The organism is Microcoleus sp. POL10_C6, from assembly GCF_036701585.1.
Taxonomy (GTDB): domain Bacteria; phylum Cyanobacteriota; class Cyanobacteriia; order Cyanobacteriales; family Microcoleaceae; genus Microcoleus.
In genome coordinates, this window is the sequence record NZ_JAUBRB010000011.1 from 121,226 (window position 1) to 138,643 (window position 17,418).

A 17,418-nucleotide genomic window follows, 5' to 3' on the forward strand; every position below is an offset into this window, starting at 1 on the left:
AGTTCAGGGTGCGACAAGGGGGCCATAAAGCTTGCTGGAAAAGGGTTAGAGCTTTTAATCTCCGTTGATAAAATCTGCGCTTATTGCGAACAGAAGTGACCAATTCTTCTACCCATTCCTCACACTCATGAAAGGCGACTATCCAATTGTGACCGTACAAACCGACCCTAAAAGTGCTATGTCTTCGTTTAGTTCTCCCTGCTTCCTTTTGCAGAAAAATATAAGGAGATTTCCCCAAAATACTTGTTTTTTAGCCTTGGAACCCAGCAGTGGTCATCCGGATGGCAATCAACAAGACTAAACGTACTAATTTATCCTGTGAAGCTTGAGAATCTTTTTTCGTTATAACCACCAGTTTTACACTCCTTAAACATCGCTTCAATTCCCGAGCCTTGTTTATAATCACAGCCGTTTCTAAATCTCCGAAATTAGTCAGCAGATACCAAGGGGCGTTATTTCGAGAGTAAAATCCCAAACATAGGGAAAGCGCGTTTTTGATAAAGCGCACTGACCATCAAAATATTATTCGCTTGTCCAATGGTTCTATCTAAAGCAATAATCAATCGTTTTCCCTTGCGTATGCGTTGAGTAATAATTTATTTAATCATGGGAAACCAAACCAGAAGCACACTTAACAGGCGTCAGTTTCAAAAAGCGTTGTATATGGCGATGACGACTATTCTGCTGAATTGGTAAAGGTAGTGTTGCTGCTAACCTTTCTATGTTTACTTGCTTTTGGTTTTGCTAGAGGCACACTAATAATTTTAATGTAATTCGTTGCTATTTATTCAAATATTTTTGCAGGTGGCTGGGGAGAATTGAGGCAGCATTTTAATCGGGGTATTGTTGAAATAATAAGACTGTTTTTTTTACCATAATCTGGAGGCTGAATTAAAGTTTGTTTTTGGGCGAAAAAAGTCTATTGTCAATAAGCTGGGATATTCTTCACCCCGTCTGAGTTCTACAACCCTTGATTAATCTTGGTTTGGGGGCGCTTGTCGCCCCCTGAAATCCAGTAGCTTCAACAAATCTTAACTTCTCACCCTATACCCTATACCAAGGTATAGGGTATATGATTAGTTTAAGAGGTTGCAATGGAGATAATACCAATGTTCCAATGCGAAGTCTCTCGTCGTTTAGGACTCAATCCACAAACTCTATTCTATATTTTTATAAGCGTATTGGATTGATCCCATCTCCCCCAGCGGACTGAAGCGGACGATCGCCTTTTTAGCCGGCAGGATATGGAACGACTTGCCTTTATTTCTAGTGCCAAGTATTTAGGGCTAAGTCTTGAGGAAATTAAGGAAATTCTAGCGTTGAAAGATGGGCAATTACTCACCTGTAAAGCCGTCTATGACAGACTAAACAAGAAAGTTCAGGCAATTGAGGTCAATATTCGACAATTGCGATCGCTGCATGATGAGCTAGTGCCTTGGGTCAAGCAATGTCAAATCAAATTAGAGCATCCCGACCCAGCTTATCAATGCCTCGTTCTTGAAAAATCACCAGAAGCAGCGCGCGCTCAAAGAGCATCTTGACTGTAAAATTTAGCTCTACCTGAGCCTATAACTGAACAGAATTACATAAGTAAAAAAGGAGCCATGTTATGAATGCGGTGGATATGGAAATATTAGGATCTGGTTGTAAAAAATGTCAGCAGTTGGAAGCTAATGCCAAGGAGGCGAGCGCCGCTTTGAATTTAGAAGCTGAAATCCTGCACATCACCGACCCGATCGAAATCGCTAAACGCGGTGTGATGTCTACTCCAGCATTGACCATCAACGGCAAAGTCGTCAGCAAAGGAAAAGTGATCACGAGCGCAGAAATTCAGAGACTCTTACAACTCTAATAATTGGAGAAAAACCATGTTCGATCCGTTTTATCCGTTCGACTGGTTAGCTACTCAGATTGTGACTCGCCTCTTGGGTTTATCTATAAAATCTCACCTCGGAGCCAGTTTACATTTTTTCCTTTACGATGTACCTAAAGTTTTAACATTGCTGATTGTAATCAGTTTTATTGTTGGTACATTTCAAAGCTTTTTAGAACCAGAAAAAGTCCGGCATTGGTTAGAAGGCAAGCGCACCTTCGGGGGGAATATCCTGGCGGCTCTTGTGGGGATCATTACACCGTTTTGCTCCTGTTCGGCGGTTCCTCTTTTTATCGGATTTTTGGAAGCCGGTGTTCCTTTAGGAGTCACATTTTCCTATCTGATCTCAGCACCAATGGTCAATGAGGTGGCGGTGGTGTTGATCTGGGGATTATTTGGGTTGAAAGTTACGCTTCTTTATATCGGCTTCGGCGTTGGATTGGCGATCGCGGCTGGATATACGATCGGATTACTAAAATTAGAAAAATGGGTGGAACCCTTTGTTTGGGAACTCCAAAAATCCCGATCACTAGAGGCTCAAACCGATGAATTTGAATCTAATCAGCTCACTTGGAACCAGCGATTTGAACAGGGATGGTTTCAATCTAGTCAAATTGTGCAATCCGTTTGGCTTTATGTGGTTTTAGGAATTGCGATCGGTGCAGGAATTCATGGTTATGTTCCGACTACTTTAGTCACCCAGATAGCAGGACCTGACAACCCCTTAGCCGTTCCTATTGCTGTTATTTTAGGTGTGCCACTCTATGCGAATATTGCTGGTGTGATGCCGATTACTGAAGCACTGGTTAACAAAGGAATGCCCCTCGGAACTGTGTTAGCCTTCACAATGGCTGTTACTGCTCTTTCATTACCTGAGATGATCATTTTGAAAAAAGTTCTCCGCCCTCAACTTTTAGCTGTTTTCATCAGCCTAATGACTCTTGGCATAATCTGTATCGGCTATTTATTCAATGCTCTTCTTGCTTAGCTGCAACCTACTACAGCATATTCCATGTAGATGTATATCGCGATCAACCGGGTTTCGAGCAACAGAATTATTAATGATGCGAGAACAGTAAAGAGACCCGGTTTCTGGGGTATACCTCATAAACTTCAAATACTCTGTATCTTAGTTGAGTGTCGCATAGCCTTCTGGGTTCCTATGCAGGAAATCTCGACTGTATTTCGGGTCAAAAACCCCCTGGAAATTCGCCAATAGGGGGCTGCGATCATGCGATCAAAAACAATTACTCCATCGCCTCCTCAATTCCTCTAAACTCTCCCCCACAAAGCCAAGCCGCCGCCCCTTCCCCTAGCCGCAATTATCCCATCTTCTACCAGAAAATATGCAAAAAATGCCTGCTTCGCCACACTTAAACTAAAAAAATCCGCCTCCCGCGCTTCTCCACCGCGAATAAATCCTTGATACACAGTTTTACCCAACAATTTCACGGTAATTCTGGTAAAATCAAAAGCTAAAATATTTTTATTAACCAAAAACTTAGTCGGCCCAGAAAGAGTTAGTACGATCGCCCCAACTTGCACCGAATTCTGCACCCGGCCGATTTCGCTATTCTCTTCCCCTTCAGCAACAGGTTCTGCCGAATAAGCAATTTGAATTTTCGCAATCCACTGAGGGATGTAACGTCCCGCACCTAACACAATCCCCGCTTTTTGTCGAGTCTTTTTGGTGCCGGTGATAAAGCAGAGTTGCCAGTTGCCGATTAATTGCTCGAAAGAATAGCGAATTTTATTTTTTTTCGCGTTTTTCTCAGCTTCAAGGAGGGCGGCAACTACAGCGTCGGGAGATGGTTTTGTATTCGATTTAGCGGCTTGTTCTAGAATTGATATGTTTTCCATTTAATAATATACAGATTTGTATTTTAAGGGTGGTAGCTGAGTCGAGATCCCCCTAAATCCCCCTTAAGAAGGGGGACTTTGAATGCTTCTGAACCAGCCATTGTTAACAAAGACTTTGACTGCTTCTTGTCCCCCCCTTATTAAGGGGGGCTAGGGGGGATCGAGCCTACAGTTAAATGCCTAAGTCCTAAAGCTGCAAGACATTGATAATATTAGCTGATGTAGCGGAGAAAAACATGGTTGCGATCGCCCCCACAGACACAGAAATCATCGTCGTCGGCAGCGGAATTGGCGGCTTGACTTGCGCTGCAATGCTTGCCCGCTATGGCTTTGAGGTTGTGGTTTGCGAAAGCCATTCGATCGCGGGCGGCGCCGCACACGGTTTTGAACGCGACGGATTTAGATTCGACTCCGGGCCCTCCCTGTACTCAGGATTATCCTACAGCCCGTCTGCGAATCCGCTGCGGCAAGTTTTGGATGCGATCGGCGAAAAACTCCCCTGCATCACCTACGATACCTGGGGTTGCTGTTTGCCAGAAGGCGATTTCGACACATCCGTCGGTGCGAGTCAATTTGCTGAAGTGATCGCACAATTGCGCGGCGCGGCAGCAGTCGCCGAATGGCGGCAACTCCAGCGCATCATGGAACCCTACGCCAAAGCTGCCACAGCCTTGCCCTCCCTGGCTTTGCGCTTCGATTTGGGCAGTGTTTTTACCCTCGGCCAATTTGCGCCTGCTTTCCTGCAAAGTGCTGGCGACGCGATCGCACTTGCAGGCCCTTTCAGCAAAATTATGGACAAAAATGTCAAAGATCCGTTTGTCCGAAATTGGCTGAATTTGTTGTGCTTCCTGCTGTCTGGACTTCCCGCCGACGGAACGATCGCAGCCGAAGTCGCTTTCATGTTCGCCGACTGGTATCGCCCCAATGCAGTTTTAGACTATCCGATCGGCGGTAGTGCAGCTTTGGTAAATGCCTTGGTACGCGGTTTAGAGCGCCACGGAGGGCGGTTGCTGCTAAATTCCCACGTTGCAGAAGTTTTGGTCGAAAACAACCGGGCTGCCGGCGTGCGGCTGCGATCGGGCAAAATTATTCGATCGCACAAAGCCGTCGTCTCCAACGCTTCCGTTTGGGATACACTGAAACTTTTGCCTGAAACCTCTGTCCCGCAAAGGTTTCGGCAACAGCGGCAGGCGACGCCCGAGTGCGACAGCTTCATGCACCTGCATCTGGGAATAGATGCTGCCGGAGTGCGATCGGACTTGGCTTGTCACTACATATTTGTCAAAGACTGGGAAATGGGCGTTTCCGCCCCTCAGAACGTCGTTCTCGTCTCGATTCCCTCCCTCCTCGACCCCGACCTCGCGCCTCCGGGAAAGCACGTCATTCACGCATATACCCCCGGAAACGAGCCTTACGATTTGTGGCAAAAGCTCGTGAAGCGAAGCTATCCCGTAGGGAATCGCACCAGCCAAGAGTACAAGCTGCAAAAACAGGCGCGCGCCGAGGTAATGTGGGAAGCCTTAGAGAGAATTATCCCCGATATTCGATCGCGCACAGAAGTCACCTTAGTTGGGACACCCCTCACCCACGAACGGTTTTTGCGCCGCCATCGCGGTTCCTACGGGCCCGGAATTCGGGCGGGTAGCGGCTTGTTTCCCGGGCCGAGAACACCTTTAGCGGGGCTGTTTTGCTGCGGAGATTCGACATTTCCAGGAATTGGTTTGCCGGCTGTTGCTGCTAGCGGTGCGATCGCCGCCAATACGATCGCACCTTTGTACAAACATTTGCAATTGATTCGGGAAGTTATTAGTTAGTTGTTATTAGACATCTCCCATAATTCTTGTGGAACAGGCACCGTGCCTGTTCAAAACCTGCTTTTTAGGAGATGTCTATTAGTTATTTGTTATTTGTTATTTCTTAACGAAATTATTGAAGCGCTTTCATAGCGAAGGACGCAAAGCCAAGAGTAAAGAATAATTTGATATAGTTAGTAAAATGTGACCGATATCTGTCAGCATAGAAATAGATAGTTCGATCGCAAAGAGGCCACCGTGCAACCCGTAGACTTTACAACTTTAACCGCAGCTTGCAGCGAACTGCGAGCCCAATGGCTGCCAGCGCGCTTAGAACAAGTCTACCAGCGCGATCGCTTCACCGTGTCCCTAGCCCTCCGTACCATGAAAGGGCGCGGCTGGATAGACCTTTCCTGGCATCCTGTGGCCGCCCGCATCTGCGTCGGCGACCCCCCGCCCCGCATTCCCGACACCTTCACCTTCAGCGAACAACTGCGGCACCAACTCAGCGGTTTAGCCTTAGTTTCCATCGCCCCTGTTTCATCCTGGGAAAGAGTCATCGACTTGCAGTTCGCCAAACGCCCCGGAGAACCCGCCCTCTGGCACCTCTACGCCGAAATCATGGGCAAATACAGCAACGTCATCCTCACCGCCCAAGACAACCTCGTTGTCACCTGCGCCCACCAAGTCAGCGCCAAACAGTCCACCGTCCGCCCCATCCAAACCGGGCAACCCTACGAAATGCCCCCGTCTTTGACCGATGCAGTGCCGAGTCTGAGCGAATCTCAAAACCGCTGGCAATCACGAATTAGCCTGGTTCCTGGGCAATTAAAGGGCAATCTGTTGAAGAATTACCGAGGGATGAGTAAAGCCTTAGTTTTGTCAATGATTCGATCGGCTTCTTTAGACCCCGAACAATCCACCGACAGCCTCAATCCCGACGAATGGCAGCAACTATTTCAACGCTGGCTATACTGGCTGCAATGCCTAGAAAACTCCAAATTTCACCCAAGTTTTACCCCCGAAGGCTACACAGTCATCGATTGGCCCGCCCCAGAAAATCACAATGTAGGGGCGGTGCCCCCGTGCCCGCCCTCTGATGCTTCTTCCGTTCAAGAAATACTTAACAGCTACTACACAGGCCAAATCAATCAAGAAGTATTCGCCCAACTGCGGCATCAGCTTACCCAAAAACTCAACAACGTCCTGGCAAAACTGCGCCTCAAAGCCAACACATTTAAAGAACGCTTACAGCAATCTGCAGACGCAGACACCCACAAATCCCAAGCCGACTTGCTGATGGCAAATTTGCAGCATTGGGAACCGGGAATGAAATCAATTTCCCTCCCTGACTTTGAAACTGAGAAACCAGTTATCATTCCCCTAAACCCGGAAAAAAATGCGGTTCAAAACGCTCAAGCAATCTACAAAAAACACCAAAAACTTAAAAGAGCCCGCATTGCAGTAGAACCTTTGTTAGCCGCCGTACAGGAAGAAATCGACTATTTAGAACAAGTTGAAGTCGCACTTTCAGTATTGGAAACCTACCGCAACACCCAAGATTTGCAAACCCTCGCCGAAATCCGCGAAGAACTGATCCAACAAAAATATCTAGACGTACCAGATTACCGCAGTACCGACAAAAATGCTGCGATCGAATTTCACCGCTACCAAAGCCCCAGCGGCTTTGAATTATTAATCGGGCGCAACAACCGCCAAAATGACCAACTCACTTTTCGCACAGCCAACGACTACGACTTGTGGTTCCACACCCTAGAGATTCCCGGAAGCCACGCTTTGCTGCGTCTCACACCCGGTACTGTGGCTGAAGAAACCGATTTGCAATTTGCCGCCGACATGACTGCTTACTACAGTCGCGCCCGCCACAGCGAACAAGTCCCCGTGGTTTATACAGAACCGAAATATGTATACAAGCCCAAAGGCGCAAAACCGGGTATGGTTGTATACAAGCAGGAGCGGATTGTCTGGGGTAGACCGCAGCAAGCTCCTGCTTGATTTATACAAAGTGAGTAAATGGGTGATCGGCAAGCGAAACTTCGTTTTTACCTCAAATAAGCTGTTTGGAACCGATAAACCTACGCAGAAACCGGATTTTTGAAGCCAGCTTTGGTTATACAAAGTGACTGGGAGTGCGATCGTCGCCTAAAAATTAAAATTCGTCTGTAATGTAAAGTTTTATTACATAAAATTAAATTTTGTTGTTATAATACCACTTAAGAGAGATGATATTTCTTTTAGAACCCTTTGCAAAGAAACGTGCAACTTGGGTTTCCTCACTGTGAGAAAAACACTGTGGGAACACAACGGATTTAACTATTTGTGCAGACCAGCTTTTGCAAAAGCTGGTCGTTTCTGTTTAAACCTTAAACCCGCTCCTAGAAACTAAACGTGGTTCTGACAACCCCAATCACCAAATCAGAATTATTCTTATTGTGGTCAGGAGCAGTCAGCCAAATCAGACCAGGAGTGACAGAAATATTGTCGCTCAACTTAAACTGATAGAAACCTTCAACGTGCAGCGAAGTATCCTTATCTTCCGGCAAAGTCCGATTAGTAGAACTCGTTACCCGCGGCTCCATACCTACCAAAATTCCCGCCACATTTCCTTCTTTCAACAAATCGGGAAAAGCCAAAGTAACTGCCCAGTTCCAGACTTTTTGATCCCCCCGCTGCACAGAACCCGTAGGAGTAGCCAAGTTGGATAAAATGCGCTGGTTGGTGTAACCCGCCCAACCGCCAATTGCAAATCTCCGATTCAACTGCCACGAAGCTTGCGCGCCGTAGGAATTGCTAGAAATCGGGAGAGTGGTATCGCTATCGAACCCGAAGGAACCGAGACGCTGCGGAAAATTAGAAGTATTGCTGCCGGTATTGGTAATTAAGTTGTAGGAATTAACGTAAGTTAAACCTAAAGCAATGCTGTCGCTCGGTGTAAAAGTCAACTGAGCCAAACCGCCGTAAGAACCATTAAACAAACCATTTCCCCGCGTCGGGTTGGCAGCATTGCCGGCCAAATATCCCAAACTCAGCTCCAGTTTTTCCCCAAACTGATGCCGCAGAGCGATGCCAGAACCACCAAGCAAATAGTAAATTGGGTTGCGAGTACCGAAGTTAGAAAGAGCGCCGTAGCTGCCGTCTCCGTCAAAGTAAGGGTTGACAGTGTTGGTAAAATCGTCAGCAGCGCCGGCGTTGGCTTCTAGAATTACAGTAGTGCTTTTGCCGATAGGGAATTGGTAAAGCAGCGCATCTAAAGCTACTATATTGTTAGCCTCGCCAAAAGGCCCGACATTAAACCGCAATTCCCCTTCAGCAGTTTTCGTATTATTAGTAGAAAACGCACCCAGATTCAAAACTTGCAGTCGAGTTCTGAGCAAATCTTCTCCAGAAAAACTCGTGTCAAAATTGATACGAACCCTGCTGCCAAAAGCTGTGGTTTTATCAGCTTCGCGGCCCTCGGCATCATCTCCCCTGGCGATACCTGTCAAACCAAATATGACTTCGCCGTTGAGTTTAGTCGTAGTTGAAAACTGATTTGCTTCTAATTCAGAGGCGCGCGCTTCCAAAGCATCGACGCGGCCTCGCAAAGTTGCCAATTCCGCCGCAAATTCTTCTTGCAACCTTTGCACAGAAGCCAAATCTTCTCGCGTCGCCAGATTTCTGGAACCGCCTTGAATCAGCTCGCTAACTTTATCCAAACACGCATTTAAACCTGCTGCAAACTCGTAGCGAGTCATCGCCCGGTTGCCGCGAAAAGTGCCGTCAGGATAGCCAGCTATGCACCCGTAGCGCTCTACTAGAGACTGCAAAGCTTGGAACGCCCAATCTGTGGGCCGAACGTCGGAAAGTTGCGAAACAGACGTTACCTGGCCGGCCGCATCTTGGCTGCTACTGTCTTCTTTGCTGTATTCATTGATTTGTTCTAAAACATTTGACTGTGCTGGAGGTTGGGGACTTGGATTTGGCGATTGGGAAATCTGCTCTTGGGCGCTTAAATTAGTCGGTGTAGCGGCGGGTTGGGTTTCGCTTAAGTTTGCGGGCGCGACTGCGGGAATTTGCTCCGCGACAGGTTGTTCGGCACTTAAATTTGCGGGGGCGACTGCGGGTTGGGTTTCGCTTAAATCCCCTGCAACTGCGTTTTCCGGTGGTTTTGCCTGTTCGGCAACTGGGGCAATCGGCTCGTTAGCGTTAGCGAAGCGATCCGAAGGAAAGCCCTCGTAGAGGTTCGCACTTTCTTTCTCAATAGTCTCAACAGTCAAGTTGCTAGCTAGCGACGCTGGTTCGCCTGTCTCAGCCTTTGCTGTCTCAGCCTTTGCCACCTCGGTTGCAGCACCTGCTAATTGCAATTGATCAGCTTGAGCTATGGTGGCAATTTCTACCGGTTTCTCTGCTGCTAGCGCCGTCGAAGATACGACTAAACTTGCTGCCAATACAGCGGGACTAACTAAAAGTCCCTTCCACAAAAATTTGGACATTTTTTCCTTACACCACATTGAGCCGATCGCCCGTTCCGAAGATTTAGCCGATCGCAAATCACCTTTAGTATTCTGCCTAATAGTATTTCTTGTCAACAATTGGGGAAATCACTGCCGGAGAGTCCTGTTTTGCTGTGGCTGATTTGACAAAAACCCCGTTTATTCCCAAAATCCTTGGTTTGACTCACCTTTTGCATCATTCTCGCTTAACAGGCTTTTCGGCCTGTTCCACAAGAAAATTCACTCTTTGTGAAACAGGTATCTTGCCTCTTCCTAAACAAGTAATTGAGAATGGTGCAACATCTCAGTTTAAAGATACCTACCTAGAAACCTGGTTGATGGCTGGATATTGCGTAAGTTATCCCTCAGTAAGATTAATATTGACAGCACTGGCGCTAACAAATCGTTTGATCGGCTACAAATACAAGTGAAAAAACTCAAATACGCCCTAGTTCACGAATGGTTGACGCCCTTAGCTACTGGCGGTTCAGAACTCGTAGTACAGGAAATTCTCAAATACGTAAACGAGGCAGATGTCTATGCCCTCATCGACTTTGAATCAGCCAATCCCGAAAGCTATCTTTTCGGGCGACAGATTGGCACAACATTTTTGCAGCACTTTCCCAAGGCCCGCAGCGGCGTGCAAAAATATCTGCCATTTCTGCCGATCGCGATCGAACAACTAGATCTGCGAGAATACGACATCATCCTCTCCTCTTCCCATGCCGTTGCCAAAGGCATCCTCAGCAGTCCCCAGCAAATGCACGTCTGCTACTGCCACACGCCCATGCGCTACGCTTGGGACTTAACTTTTGACTATTTGCGTAGCAGCAAAGCCGGACGGGGCATCCAGGGTCTGCTGACGCGATATTTGTTGCATCGACTGCGGCAGTGGGACGTAATTTCCGCCAACCGCGTTGATTATTTCATCGCCAACTCTCAACACACTGCGCGCCGAATTTGGCGATGCTATCGGCGGCGGGCCGAGGTGATTTATCCGCCGGTAAATATCGAGCGATTTTCCTTGATGCGGCAAAAACAAGACTTTTACGTCACCGTTTGTCGGTTGGTAAGTTACAAAAACGTAAGTGCGATCGTCCAAGCATTCAATCAACTCGGCCGTACTCTAATTGTCATCGGCACCGGGCCAGAATTAGAAATGATTCGGCAAATCGCCAAACCCAACGTGCAAGTGCTCGGCTGGCAACCCGCCTCCATAGTTGAAAAGTATATGGCAGAGGCGAAAGCCTTTGTCTATGCAGCTTGCGAAGATTTTGGCATAGCTTTGGTAGAGGCTCAAGCTTGCGGAACACCGGTAATTTCCTATGCAGCAGGGGGCGCTTTGGAGACAGTGCTCGACATTCGCCAACACCCAGAGACAGGGACTGGTTTATTTTTTTCCTTCCAAACCGCAGCAGCATTAGTCGAAGCTGTCGAGGAATTTGAGCAGTTGCAAGGCAAATTTCAGCCCGAAATCAGCAGGTTGCGTGCTGAACAGTTTGCCCCCGAAGTCTTTGGGCAGCGCTATCTAGCTTTTGTGGGACGCTGCTATCAGGAATTTCAATCCCGTGATTTTACGCAGTCTGGGGCTTGAGAGTACCAGATCCCGATAGCGGGACAATCTTCCTTCTGCCTTTGTATATAGCGGTTCTCAAAAAAGTGAGGTATGCCCTATGCCCTATGCCCTATGACCTATGACCTATGCCCTATGCCCTATGCCGGATAGTACCTCATCTTTCGCTCGAAAGGCTATAAGTGCCTTCAGAAGACCTCTGCATAAGTGCTTTGTGCCTTCTTCCTTCTGCCGCCAGAAGCCCTCTTCCTTCTTCCTTCTGCCTTTTGAAGCCTTCTGAAGGCAGAAAATTGAGTATTGGAAACATAATTCAGAGAACAAAGCGTCTTGAGGCTTTATGATCAGGACTGTGTGTGGTGTGAAGTGAAGGAGTAAGATGACTGCCGACAGCCAACTAATCTCCGGCAAGGTAATTCGAGCGATCGCAAGACGCGGTTTTGGGTCTGTCCTGCAAGGAGATAGACGCATAAGTCGTTCTCTACAGAGCCTCGACGGAGAACTTTTCAAGCGGTTATTTGACATCCTGTTTTCCTTATCGGTTCTGATCCTGTTTGCTCCGGTTTACCTGCTTTTGGCTTTCTTAATCGCCTTAAGCTCGCCCGGTCCTATTTTTTACGTACAGGAACGAGTAGGCAAAAACCGTAAAAGGTTTTATTGCCTGAAATTCAGAACGATGGTGGAAAATGCGGACGATATATTGCTAGAAATCATGGAAAATTCTCCGCATTTGCGTCAAGAGTTTGAGGACAATTTCAAGCTGAAACAAGACCCTCGAATTACCTGGATTGGAAGATTTTTACGAATGACCAGTTTAGACGAGTTTCCCCAGTTTTGGAATGTTTTAAAAGGAGATATGAGTGTCGTCGGACCGAGACCTTTAGTTGAAGAAGAACTGCCGAGATACGGCAGTCACATCAACAAAATTCTCACCATAAGACCTGGAATTACAGGCTTGTGGCAAGTGTCTGGTCGCAACGACATTCCCTATCCCCGCCGAGTCCAAATCGACCTCTATTACGCAAATGACAAAAACCTTTGGATGGATATGTGGATTGTTTTCAAAACAATTGGAGTTGTGATTTTTCCCAAAAATAACGGCGCATACTAATTTTTGTCCGCAGTCAGCAATCGGTAGTTAGTTTTATTTGTTACTGACCACTGATGCTGACTACTGACAGCCAGCGACAAACTCTTTGTCAAAACTAAACAGTTCCTGGATGCCGATCGAAGAATTGTGAGCTTAACTAAAGGGGCAAATACTTAAATAAACCTACCTCTTATTCATCTAGAAATATCAGTTCTTCTAGATAGACTACTTTAGGTTTAGGTGTTAAACTTAACTCTATAACCTTTGGCTTAAGGGGGATAGCCTACTTATCTTGGGATAGCCCACTACCCAACAGCGTAGGAAGTAAACTTCAACTGGCTTTAGGTAACTAAAGTGAAGTTTGAGTAAGTTTTATAAAGCAGTTTGAGAATACGGCAGGGAGCAACAGCCTCTGCCAAAAAATTTATTGTGAATTAACACAGCCTGTCAAAGGAAAATCAGATGACGCAACGTAAGCGAGCGCTAATAACAGGTATTACAGGTCAAGACGGCTCCTACTTGAGCGAATTACTGTTAGAAAAAGGATATGAAGTTCACGGCATTATCCGGCGCAGTTCTAGTTTCAATACCGATCGAATTGACCACATCTATGTCGATCCTCACAGCGAGGGTGCGCGCCTGTTTCTACACTACGGCGACTTGACGGACGGCACTACTCTCCGCCGGATATTGGAAGAAGTTCAGCCGGTAGAAATTTATAACTTAGGCGCTCAATCTCACGTTCGAGTCAGTTTTGACTCGCCGGAATATACGGTTGACACAGTAGGGATGGGAGTATTGCGGCTGCTAGAAGCAATTCGGGACTATCAGCACCGCACCGGCATAGAAGTGCGGTTTTATCAAGCAGGTTCTTCGGAAATGTTTGGTTTGGTACAGGAAGTTCCGCAGAAGGAAACAACTCCTTTTTATCCCAGAAGTCCTTACGCCTGCGCCAAAGTTTACGGGCACTGGCAAACAATAAATTATCGCGAATCTTACGGACTTTTTGCCTGCAACGGCATTTTGTTCAATCACGAATCTCCCCGCCGTGGCGAAACTTTTGTAACTCGCAAAATTACTCGCGCCGTGGCCAGAATAGTCGCCGGCAAGCAGAAAAAGATTTACTTGGGCAATCTCGATTCTAAGCGGGACTGGGGCTATGCTAAAGACTACGTGCGGGCGATGTGGCTGATGCTGCAACAAGACAAACCTGACGATTATGTCATTGCTACCAACGAGACTCATTCTATTAAGGAATTTCTCGATTTGGCTTTTACTTACGTCAATTTAGATTGGCAAAAATATGTGGAGTTTGACGAACGCTACTTGCGGCCTGCAGAAGTCGAACTGTTGATAGGTGATTCGACTAAGGCGCGCCAGCAATTAAATTGGGAACCTTCTGTAACTTTTCAGGAGTTAGTACATTTAATGGTAGATGCTGACATGAAAGCTTTAGAGGAGCAAGGTCGAGGTTCGGGCAACGGATTTGATTAAGTCGCTAAACCAAGCCGTCAGTGCGAACAATTTGTCGGGGTAGGGCCCGGTGTCTACCCCTTTGGCGAAAGGCGCGCACCGGGGGATAGCCCCTGCACACACTTCACAACTGATCGGAGGATTGTTACAGGTATTAGCGTAGCGCGATCGGCATTCAAAGAACCAGCTTAATTGCTCGCAAAATTTTCGGCTGTGCGAGCTAAAAAAAACATTAAAATGATAGTTGAGGAATCGCGACCCCTATATCTAACTTTCGGGTGTGAACGGCGCAAATTGTCCCTATCGGGTGCAGCTAAAACAAATTTGTGGGCAACCTCATCTTGTAGCTGAAAGCTTTTTTTGCTAAAGCAACAATTTTAGAATTGAAATTGTCGATCGACCTTTATTCAAAATCCCGAGGCTAAAATTATGACAAGCTTGGATTTAAGCAACAAACGCATTCTAGTCACGGGCGGCGCCGGTTTCTTGGGCCGTCAGGTAATCGACCAGCTAGTGAAAGCAGGGGCCGATGCTGATAAAATTTCGGTAACTCGATCGCGCGACTGCGACCTCCGCGTCATGGAAAACTGCAAGCGCGCCGCCGACAAACAAGATATCATCATACACCTCGCCGCCCACGTCGGCGGCATCGGCTTAAACCTAGTCAAACCCGCTGAATTATTTTACGATAATTTGATGATGGGCGCGCAACTAATCCACGCCGCCTACGAAGCAGGAGTCGAAAAATTTGTCTGCGTCGGCACGATTTGCGCTTATCCCAATTTAACCCCAGTTCCTTTCAAAGAAGACGACCTGTGGAACGGCTATCCAGAGGTAACTAATGCACCTTACGGAATTGCCAAAAAAGCCTTATTAGTGCAACTGCAATCCTACCGCCAGCAGTACGGATTCAACGGTATCTACTTGCTACCAGTCAATCTGTACGGCCCGGAAGATAACTTTGACCCGAAAAGTTCCCACGTCATCCCCGCATTAATTCGCAAAGTCTACGAAGCCCAAGAAAGGGGAGACAAAACACTGCCAGTTTGGGGCGACGGCAGCCCTAGCCGCGAGTTTTTGTATTCCACAGATGCCGCGCGGGGAATTGTGATGGCAACGCAAGATTACAGTGAATCTGACCCGGTTAATTTGGGAACGAATAGCGAAGTTAAAATTCGCGATTTAGTGGAAACGATTTGCGAATTGATGGGTTTTGAGGGAGAAATTGTTTGGGAAACAGACAAACCGAACGGTCAGCCGCGCCGCTGTTTGGATACGGCAAGGGCTAAGGAAAAGTTTGGTTTTGTTGCGGAGGTGCAGTTTAAGGATGGGTTGAAAAATACGATTGATTGGTATCGACAACACGCCGCGTAAGTGTGAAAAATCCGGTTTCTTGAAGAAACCGGGGTTTTTTTATGAATAATACTAAATGCGGGTTAGAAACCTCATTTATAAGAGTCAGAGGTTGCCACCTATCCTATAGGAACCCGTCCCCCTTCTGGTACTAAGAAATTATACAAATTTGGGTGATAATTCACTGACAATAGTCGGCAGCAGTGCCGTGTCCATACTGCTGTGTCCTGTATTTCATCCGAGTGAAAACTGCTATAATACAAATACCTCGACTGAAATCATCGAAAACTGAAATTCACAGAAAGCCCATGATTGCCGATCGCACCCACAATTATATCTCGCCCGAAGAGTATCTCAAGTTAGAAGAACTCAGTCCCCTCAAACACGAGTATATACAGGGCGAAACCTATGCAATGGCTGGTGCAAGCGATGCTCATGTCACAGTTGCCGGCAACTTATTTGCACTTTTAAGAAATCATGTTCGGGGTAGTGGGTGTCGTGTCTATATGTCGGACATGAAAGCTAGGATTGAATCTAAGAATATTTACTACTATCCCGACGTGATGGTAACGTGCGATGAACGGGACAAATCATCTCAATCTTTTAAGAGATATCCTTGTTTAATTGTCGAGGTGTTGTCAAATGGTACTGAAGGATTCGATCGGGGCGATAAGTTTGCTGACTATCAAGAATTAGAAACCCTTCAAGAGTATGTTTTAATTAGCCAAAAACGTGAGCGGGTAGAGTGTTTTCGCCGTAATGCTGAAGGCTTGTGGGTTTTGTATTCGTATACTCAAGGAAGCGAAATTCACTTGGCTAGCGTAGATTTTCGCACAGGTATTGATGCTATTTATGAGGATGTAATTTTTACCAAGGAAGATTCAGAAGCAGAATTTGATGAACTGCGATCGAGGGGATAAATGGAAAGTGCGATCGCACCTCGGTTCAGGAAGGGCGATCGCACTTGGGGATGTGATCAAAAAAAGGGCGATCGCCTAGTTAAAACTTAATACGTCGTGTTATTGGGTTTCGGTGGTTTGCCACGAGAACCGCTGGTTTTTTTTACAAACATTCTCCCTGGGTATCCCAAGGAATGTTGGCGAAAAAAACCCTGAGTTTCTCCAGATTTATGATAATCTGTTCAATTCGTTCTTTTGACTGGGTATCAGTTGAAGTAATTTCGTGCAGATGCTTGAGATACTGTTTGCATTTTGCTTCAACTGCGTCGGCACCTTTATCAAAGGCTGTGGCTGTCTCTTGCCAATACTGGTCGATTCCTCCTAAGAATTTATCAACAACACCCTGTTTTTTGAATTGTTGGTGAATTTCTTTTGCTAACCGCTTCTGCCAAGCTTCCCCAAAAAAATTCCACACCAAAGAAGCCAGTCCAGCAGCTAAACCGATCCCTAGAACTATTGGGCCACCAATCGCAGCTACGAAAGAAATTACTGTTGCCGTGCCACCACCGATACTAATACCAAGTGCTGACAAAAGACTGACTAATTTCGCTACTAAGATATAGCTGCCAAGATTGCCAAGGCCTGCTGCCCAAGCGGCTAAGGCACCATAAGTACCTAAACCTGCTACCCCACCAAGAAAAGCTCCTTTTGTATCGAAGGGAATAGATACTACTATTCCATCTTTGTTGGGAAGTTTAGGCACGGGGTATTTTTCTAGAAAAGTGTCAATCTCAGCCTTGAGTTTTTCAGAATTGACACTAATCCGATTTTCTAAATGACTTTGCAGCAGATCGACTAAATAACCGGGAGCGTATTCTTGAGCCTCTTTCTGTTTGTCGTATCTCTGGCGAATCATTTGTTCTATAAACTCTACATCGTAAGGATTCAGGTCAGAGGGTATTGACAAGTGTGACATTCTGGGCGGAATATTACAATTATGGAAAAAAACCTGCC

The 17,418-nt window shown here is 46.5% G+C and carries 12 protein-coding genes and 2 pseudogenes; 11 read left to right on the forward strand and 3 right to left on the reverse strand.

The annotated features are described in order from the left end of the window. Window positions 1-1,211: 1,211 nt before the first annotated feature. The 3 genes and pseudogenes from QUA34_RS08900 to QUA34_RS08910 all read left to right on the forward strand — a co-directional run. A pseudogene (locus tag QUA34_RS08900) lies at window positions 1,212-1,541 on the forward strand (MerR family DNA-binding protein); the annotation flags it as partial. Window positions 1,542-1,624: 83 nt separating this feature from the next. Next, entirely contained in the window at window positions 1,625-1,852 is a 228-nt protein-coding gene (locus QUA34_RS08905; protein WP_333385776.1) for a thioredoxin family protein, read from the forward strand. A 16-nt stretch (window positions 1,853-1,868) separates the two neighbouring features. Continuing rightward, entirely contained in the window at window positions 1,869-2,861 is a 993-nt protein-coding gene (locus tag QUA34_RS08910) for a permease (RefSeq protein WP_333385779.1), read from the forward strand. A 284-nt stretch (window positions 2,862-3,145) separates the two neighbouring features. On the opposite strand, the gene QUA34_RS08915 is transcribed toward QUA34_RS08910, so the two are convergent. Continuing rightward, the gene (locus QUA34_RS08915) at window positions 3,146-3,733 is read right to left on the reverse strand and encodes a hypothetical protein (protein ID WP_333385782.1); all 588 of its coding nucleotides are present in this window, start codon (window positions 3,731-3,733) and stop codon (window positions 3,146-3,148) included. A 236-nt stretch (window positions 3,734-3,969) separates the two neighbouring features. On the opposite strand from QUA34_RS08915, the gene QUA34_RS08920 reads away from it, so the two are divergent. After that, window positions 3,970-5,547, forward strand: coding sequence for an NAD(P)/FAD-dependent oxidoreductase (locus QUA34_RS08920; protein WP_333385793.1), 1,578 nt, complete (start codon window positions 3,970-3,972; stop codon window positions 5,545-5,547). Window positions 5,548-5,784: 237 nt separating this feature from the next. Beyond that, on the forward strand, window positions 5,785-7,542 hold the full coding sequence (locus QUA34_RS08925; protein WP_333385785.1) for an NFACT RNA binding domain-containing protein: 1,758 nt from the start codon (window positions 5,785-5,787) through the stop codon (window positions 7,540-7,542). A 380-nt stretch (window positions 7,543-7,922) separates the two neighbouring features. Here QUA34_RS08925 and QUA34_RS08930 read toward each other — a convergent pair whose 3' ends face one another. Continuing rightward, window positions 7,923-10,019, reverse strand: a complete 2,097-nt coding sequence (locus tag QUA34_RS08930) for an iron uptake porin (RefSeq protein WP_333385795.1) — start codon at window positions 10,017-10,019, stop codon at window positions 7,923-7,925. Window positions 10,020-10,153: 134 nt separating this feature from the next. On the opposite strand from QUA34_RS08930, the gene QUA34_RS08935 reads away from it, so the two are divergent. The 6 genes from QUA34_RS08935 (at window position 10,154) to QUA34_RS08960 (ending at window position 16,425) form a co-directional block, all read left to right on the forward strand. Continuing rightward, window positions 10,154-10,450, forward strand: coding sequence for a hypothetical protein (locus QUA34_RS08935; protein ID WP_333385788.1), 297 nt, complete (start codon window positions 10,154-10,156; stop codon window positions 10,448-10,450). Then, a complete protein-coding gene (locus QUA34_RS08940) occupies window positions 10,447-11,613 on the forward strand; it encodes a glycosyltransferase (protein WP_333330606.1) in 1,167 nt (388 codons plus the stop codon). The genes QUA34_RS08935 and QUA34_RS08940 overlap by 4 nt, the downstream gene beginning before the upstream one ends. A 355-nt stretch (window positions 11,614-11,968) precedes the next feature. Beyond that, window positions 11,969-12,700 (forward strand): sugar transferase, encoded by a 732-nt coding sequence (locus QUA34_RS08945; RefSeq protein ID WP_333076234.1) that lies wholly within the window; start codon window positions 11,969-11,971, stop codon window positions 12,698-12,700. 441 nt (window positions 12,701-13,141) lie between these two features. Next, window positions 13,142-14,173, forward strand: a complete 1,032-nt coding sequence (gene gmd, locus QUA34_RS08950; RefSeq protein WP_333054667.1) for a GDP-mannose 4,6-dehydratase — start codon at window positions 13,142-13,144, stop codon at window positions 14,171-14,173. Between the two features lie 408 nt (window positions 14,174-14,581). Then, window positions 14,582-15,526 carry a GDP-L-fucose synthase gene (locus QUA34_RS08955; protein ID WP_333330611.1) on the forward strand — a complete coding sequence of 315 codons (945 nt, stop codon included), beginning with the start codon at window positions 14,582-14,584 and terminating at the stop codon, window positions 15,524-15,526. A 287-nt stretch (window positions 15,527-15,813) separates the two neighbouring features. Continuing rightward, on the forward strand, window positions 15,814-16,425 hold the full coding sequence (locus QUA34_RS08960) for a Uma2 family endonuclease (protein WP_333330613.1): 612 nt from the start codon (window positions 15,814-15,816) through the stop codon (window positions 16,423-16,425). Between the two features lie 142 nt (window positions 16,426-16,567). Here QUA34_RS08960 and QUA34_RS08965 read toward each other — a convergent pair. Further along, window positions 16,568-17,418: pseudogene (locus QUA34_RS08965) on the reverse strand (dynamin family protein); the annotation flags it as partial.

Excerpts from the sequence above, each read along its gene's own strand:
- QUA34_RS08905 (WP_333385776.1), top strand. The coding sequence starts at position 1,625 with ATGGAAATATTAGGATCTGGTTGTAAAAAATGTCAGCAGTTGGAAGCT.
- QUA34_RS08910 (WP_333385779.1), top strand. The coding sequence starts at position 1,869 with ATGTTCGATCCGTTTTATCCGTTCGACTGGTTAGCTACTCAGATTGTG.
- QUA34_RS08915 (WP_333385782.1), bottom strand. The coding sequence starts at position 3,733 with ATGGAAAACATATCAATTCTAGAACAAGCCGCTAAATCGAATACAAAA.
- QUA34_RS08920 (WP_333385793.1), top strand. The coding sequence starts at position 3,970 with ATGGTTGCGATCGCCCCCACAGACACAGAAATCATCGTCGTCGGCAGC.
- QUA34_RS08930 (WP_333385795.1), bottom strand. The coding sequence starts at position 10,019 with ATGTCCAAATTTTTGTGGAAGGGACTTTTAGTTAGTCCCGCTGTATTG.
- QUA34_RS08945 (WP_333076234.1), top strand. The coding sequence starts at position 11,969 with ATGACTGCCGACAGCCAACTAATCTCCGGCAAGGTAATTCGAGCGATC.
- gmd (WP_333054667.1), top strand. The coding sequence starts at position 13,142 with ATGACGCAACGTAAGCGAGCGCTAATAACAGGTATTACAGGTCAAGAC.
- QUA34_RS08955 (WP_333330611.1), top strand. The coding sequence starts at position 14,582 with ATGACAAGCTTGGATTTAAGCAACAAACGCATTCTAGTCACGGGCGGC.
- QUA34_RS08960 (WP_333330613.1), top strand. The coding sequence starts at position 15,814 with ATGATTGCCGATCGCACCCACAATTATATCTCGCCCGAAGAGTATCTC.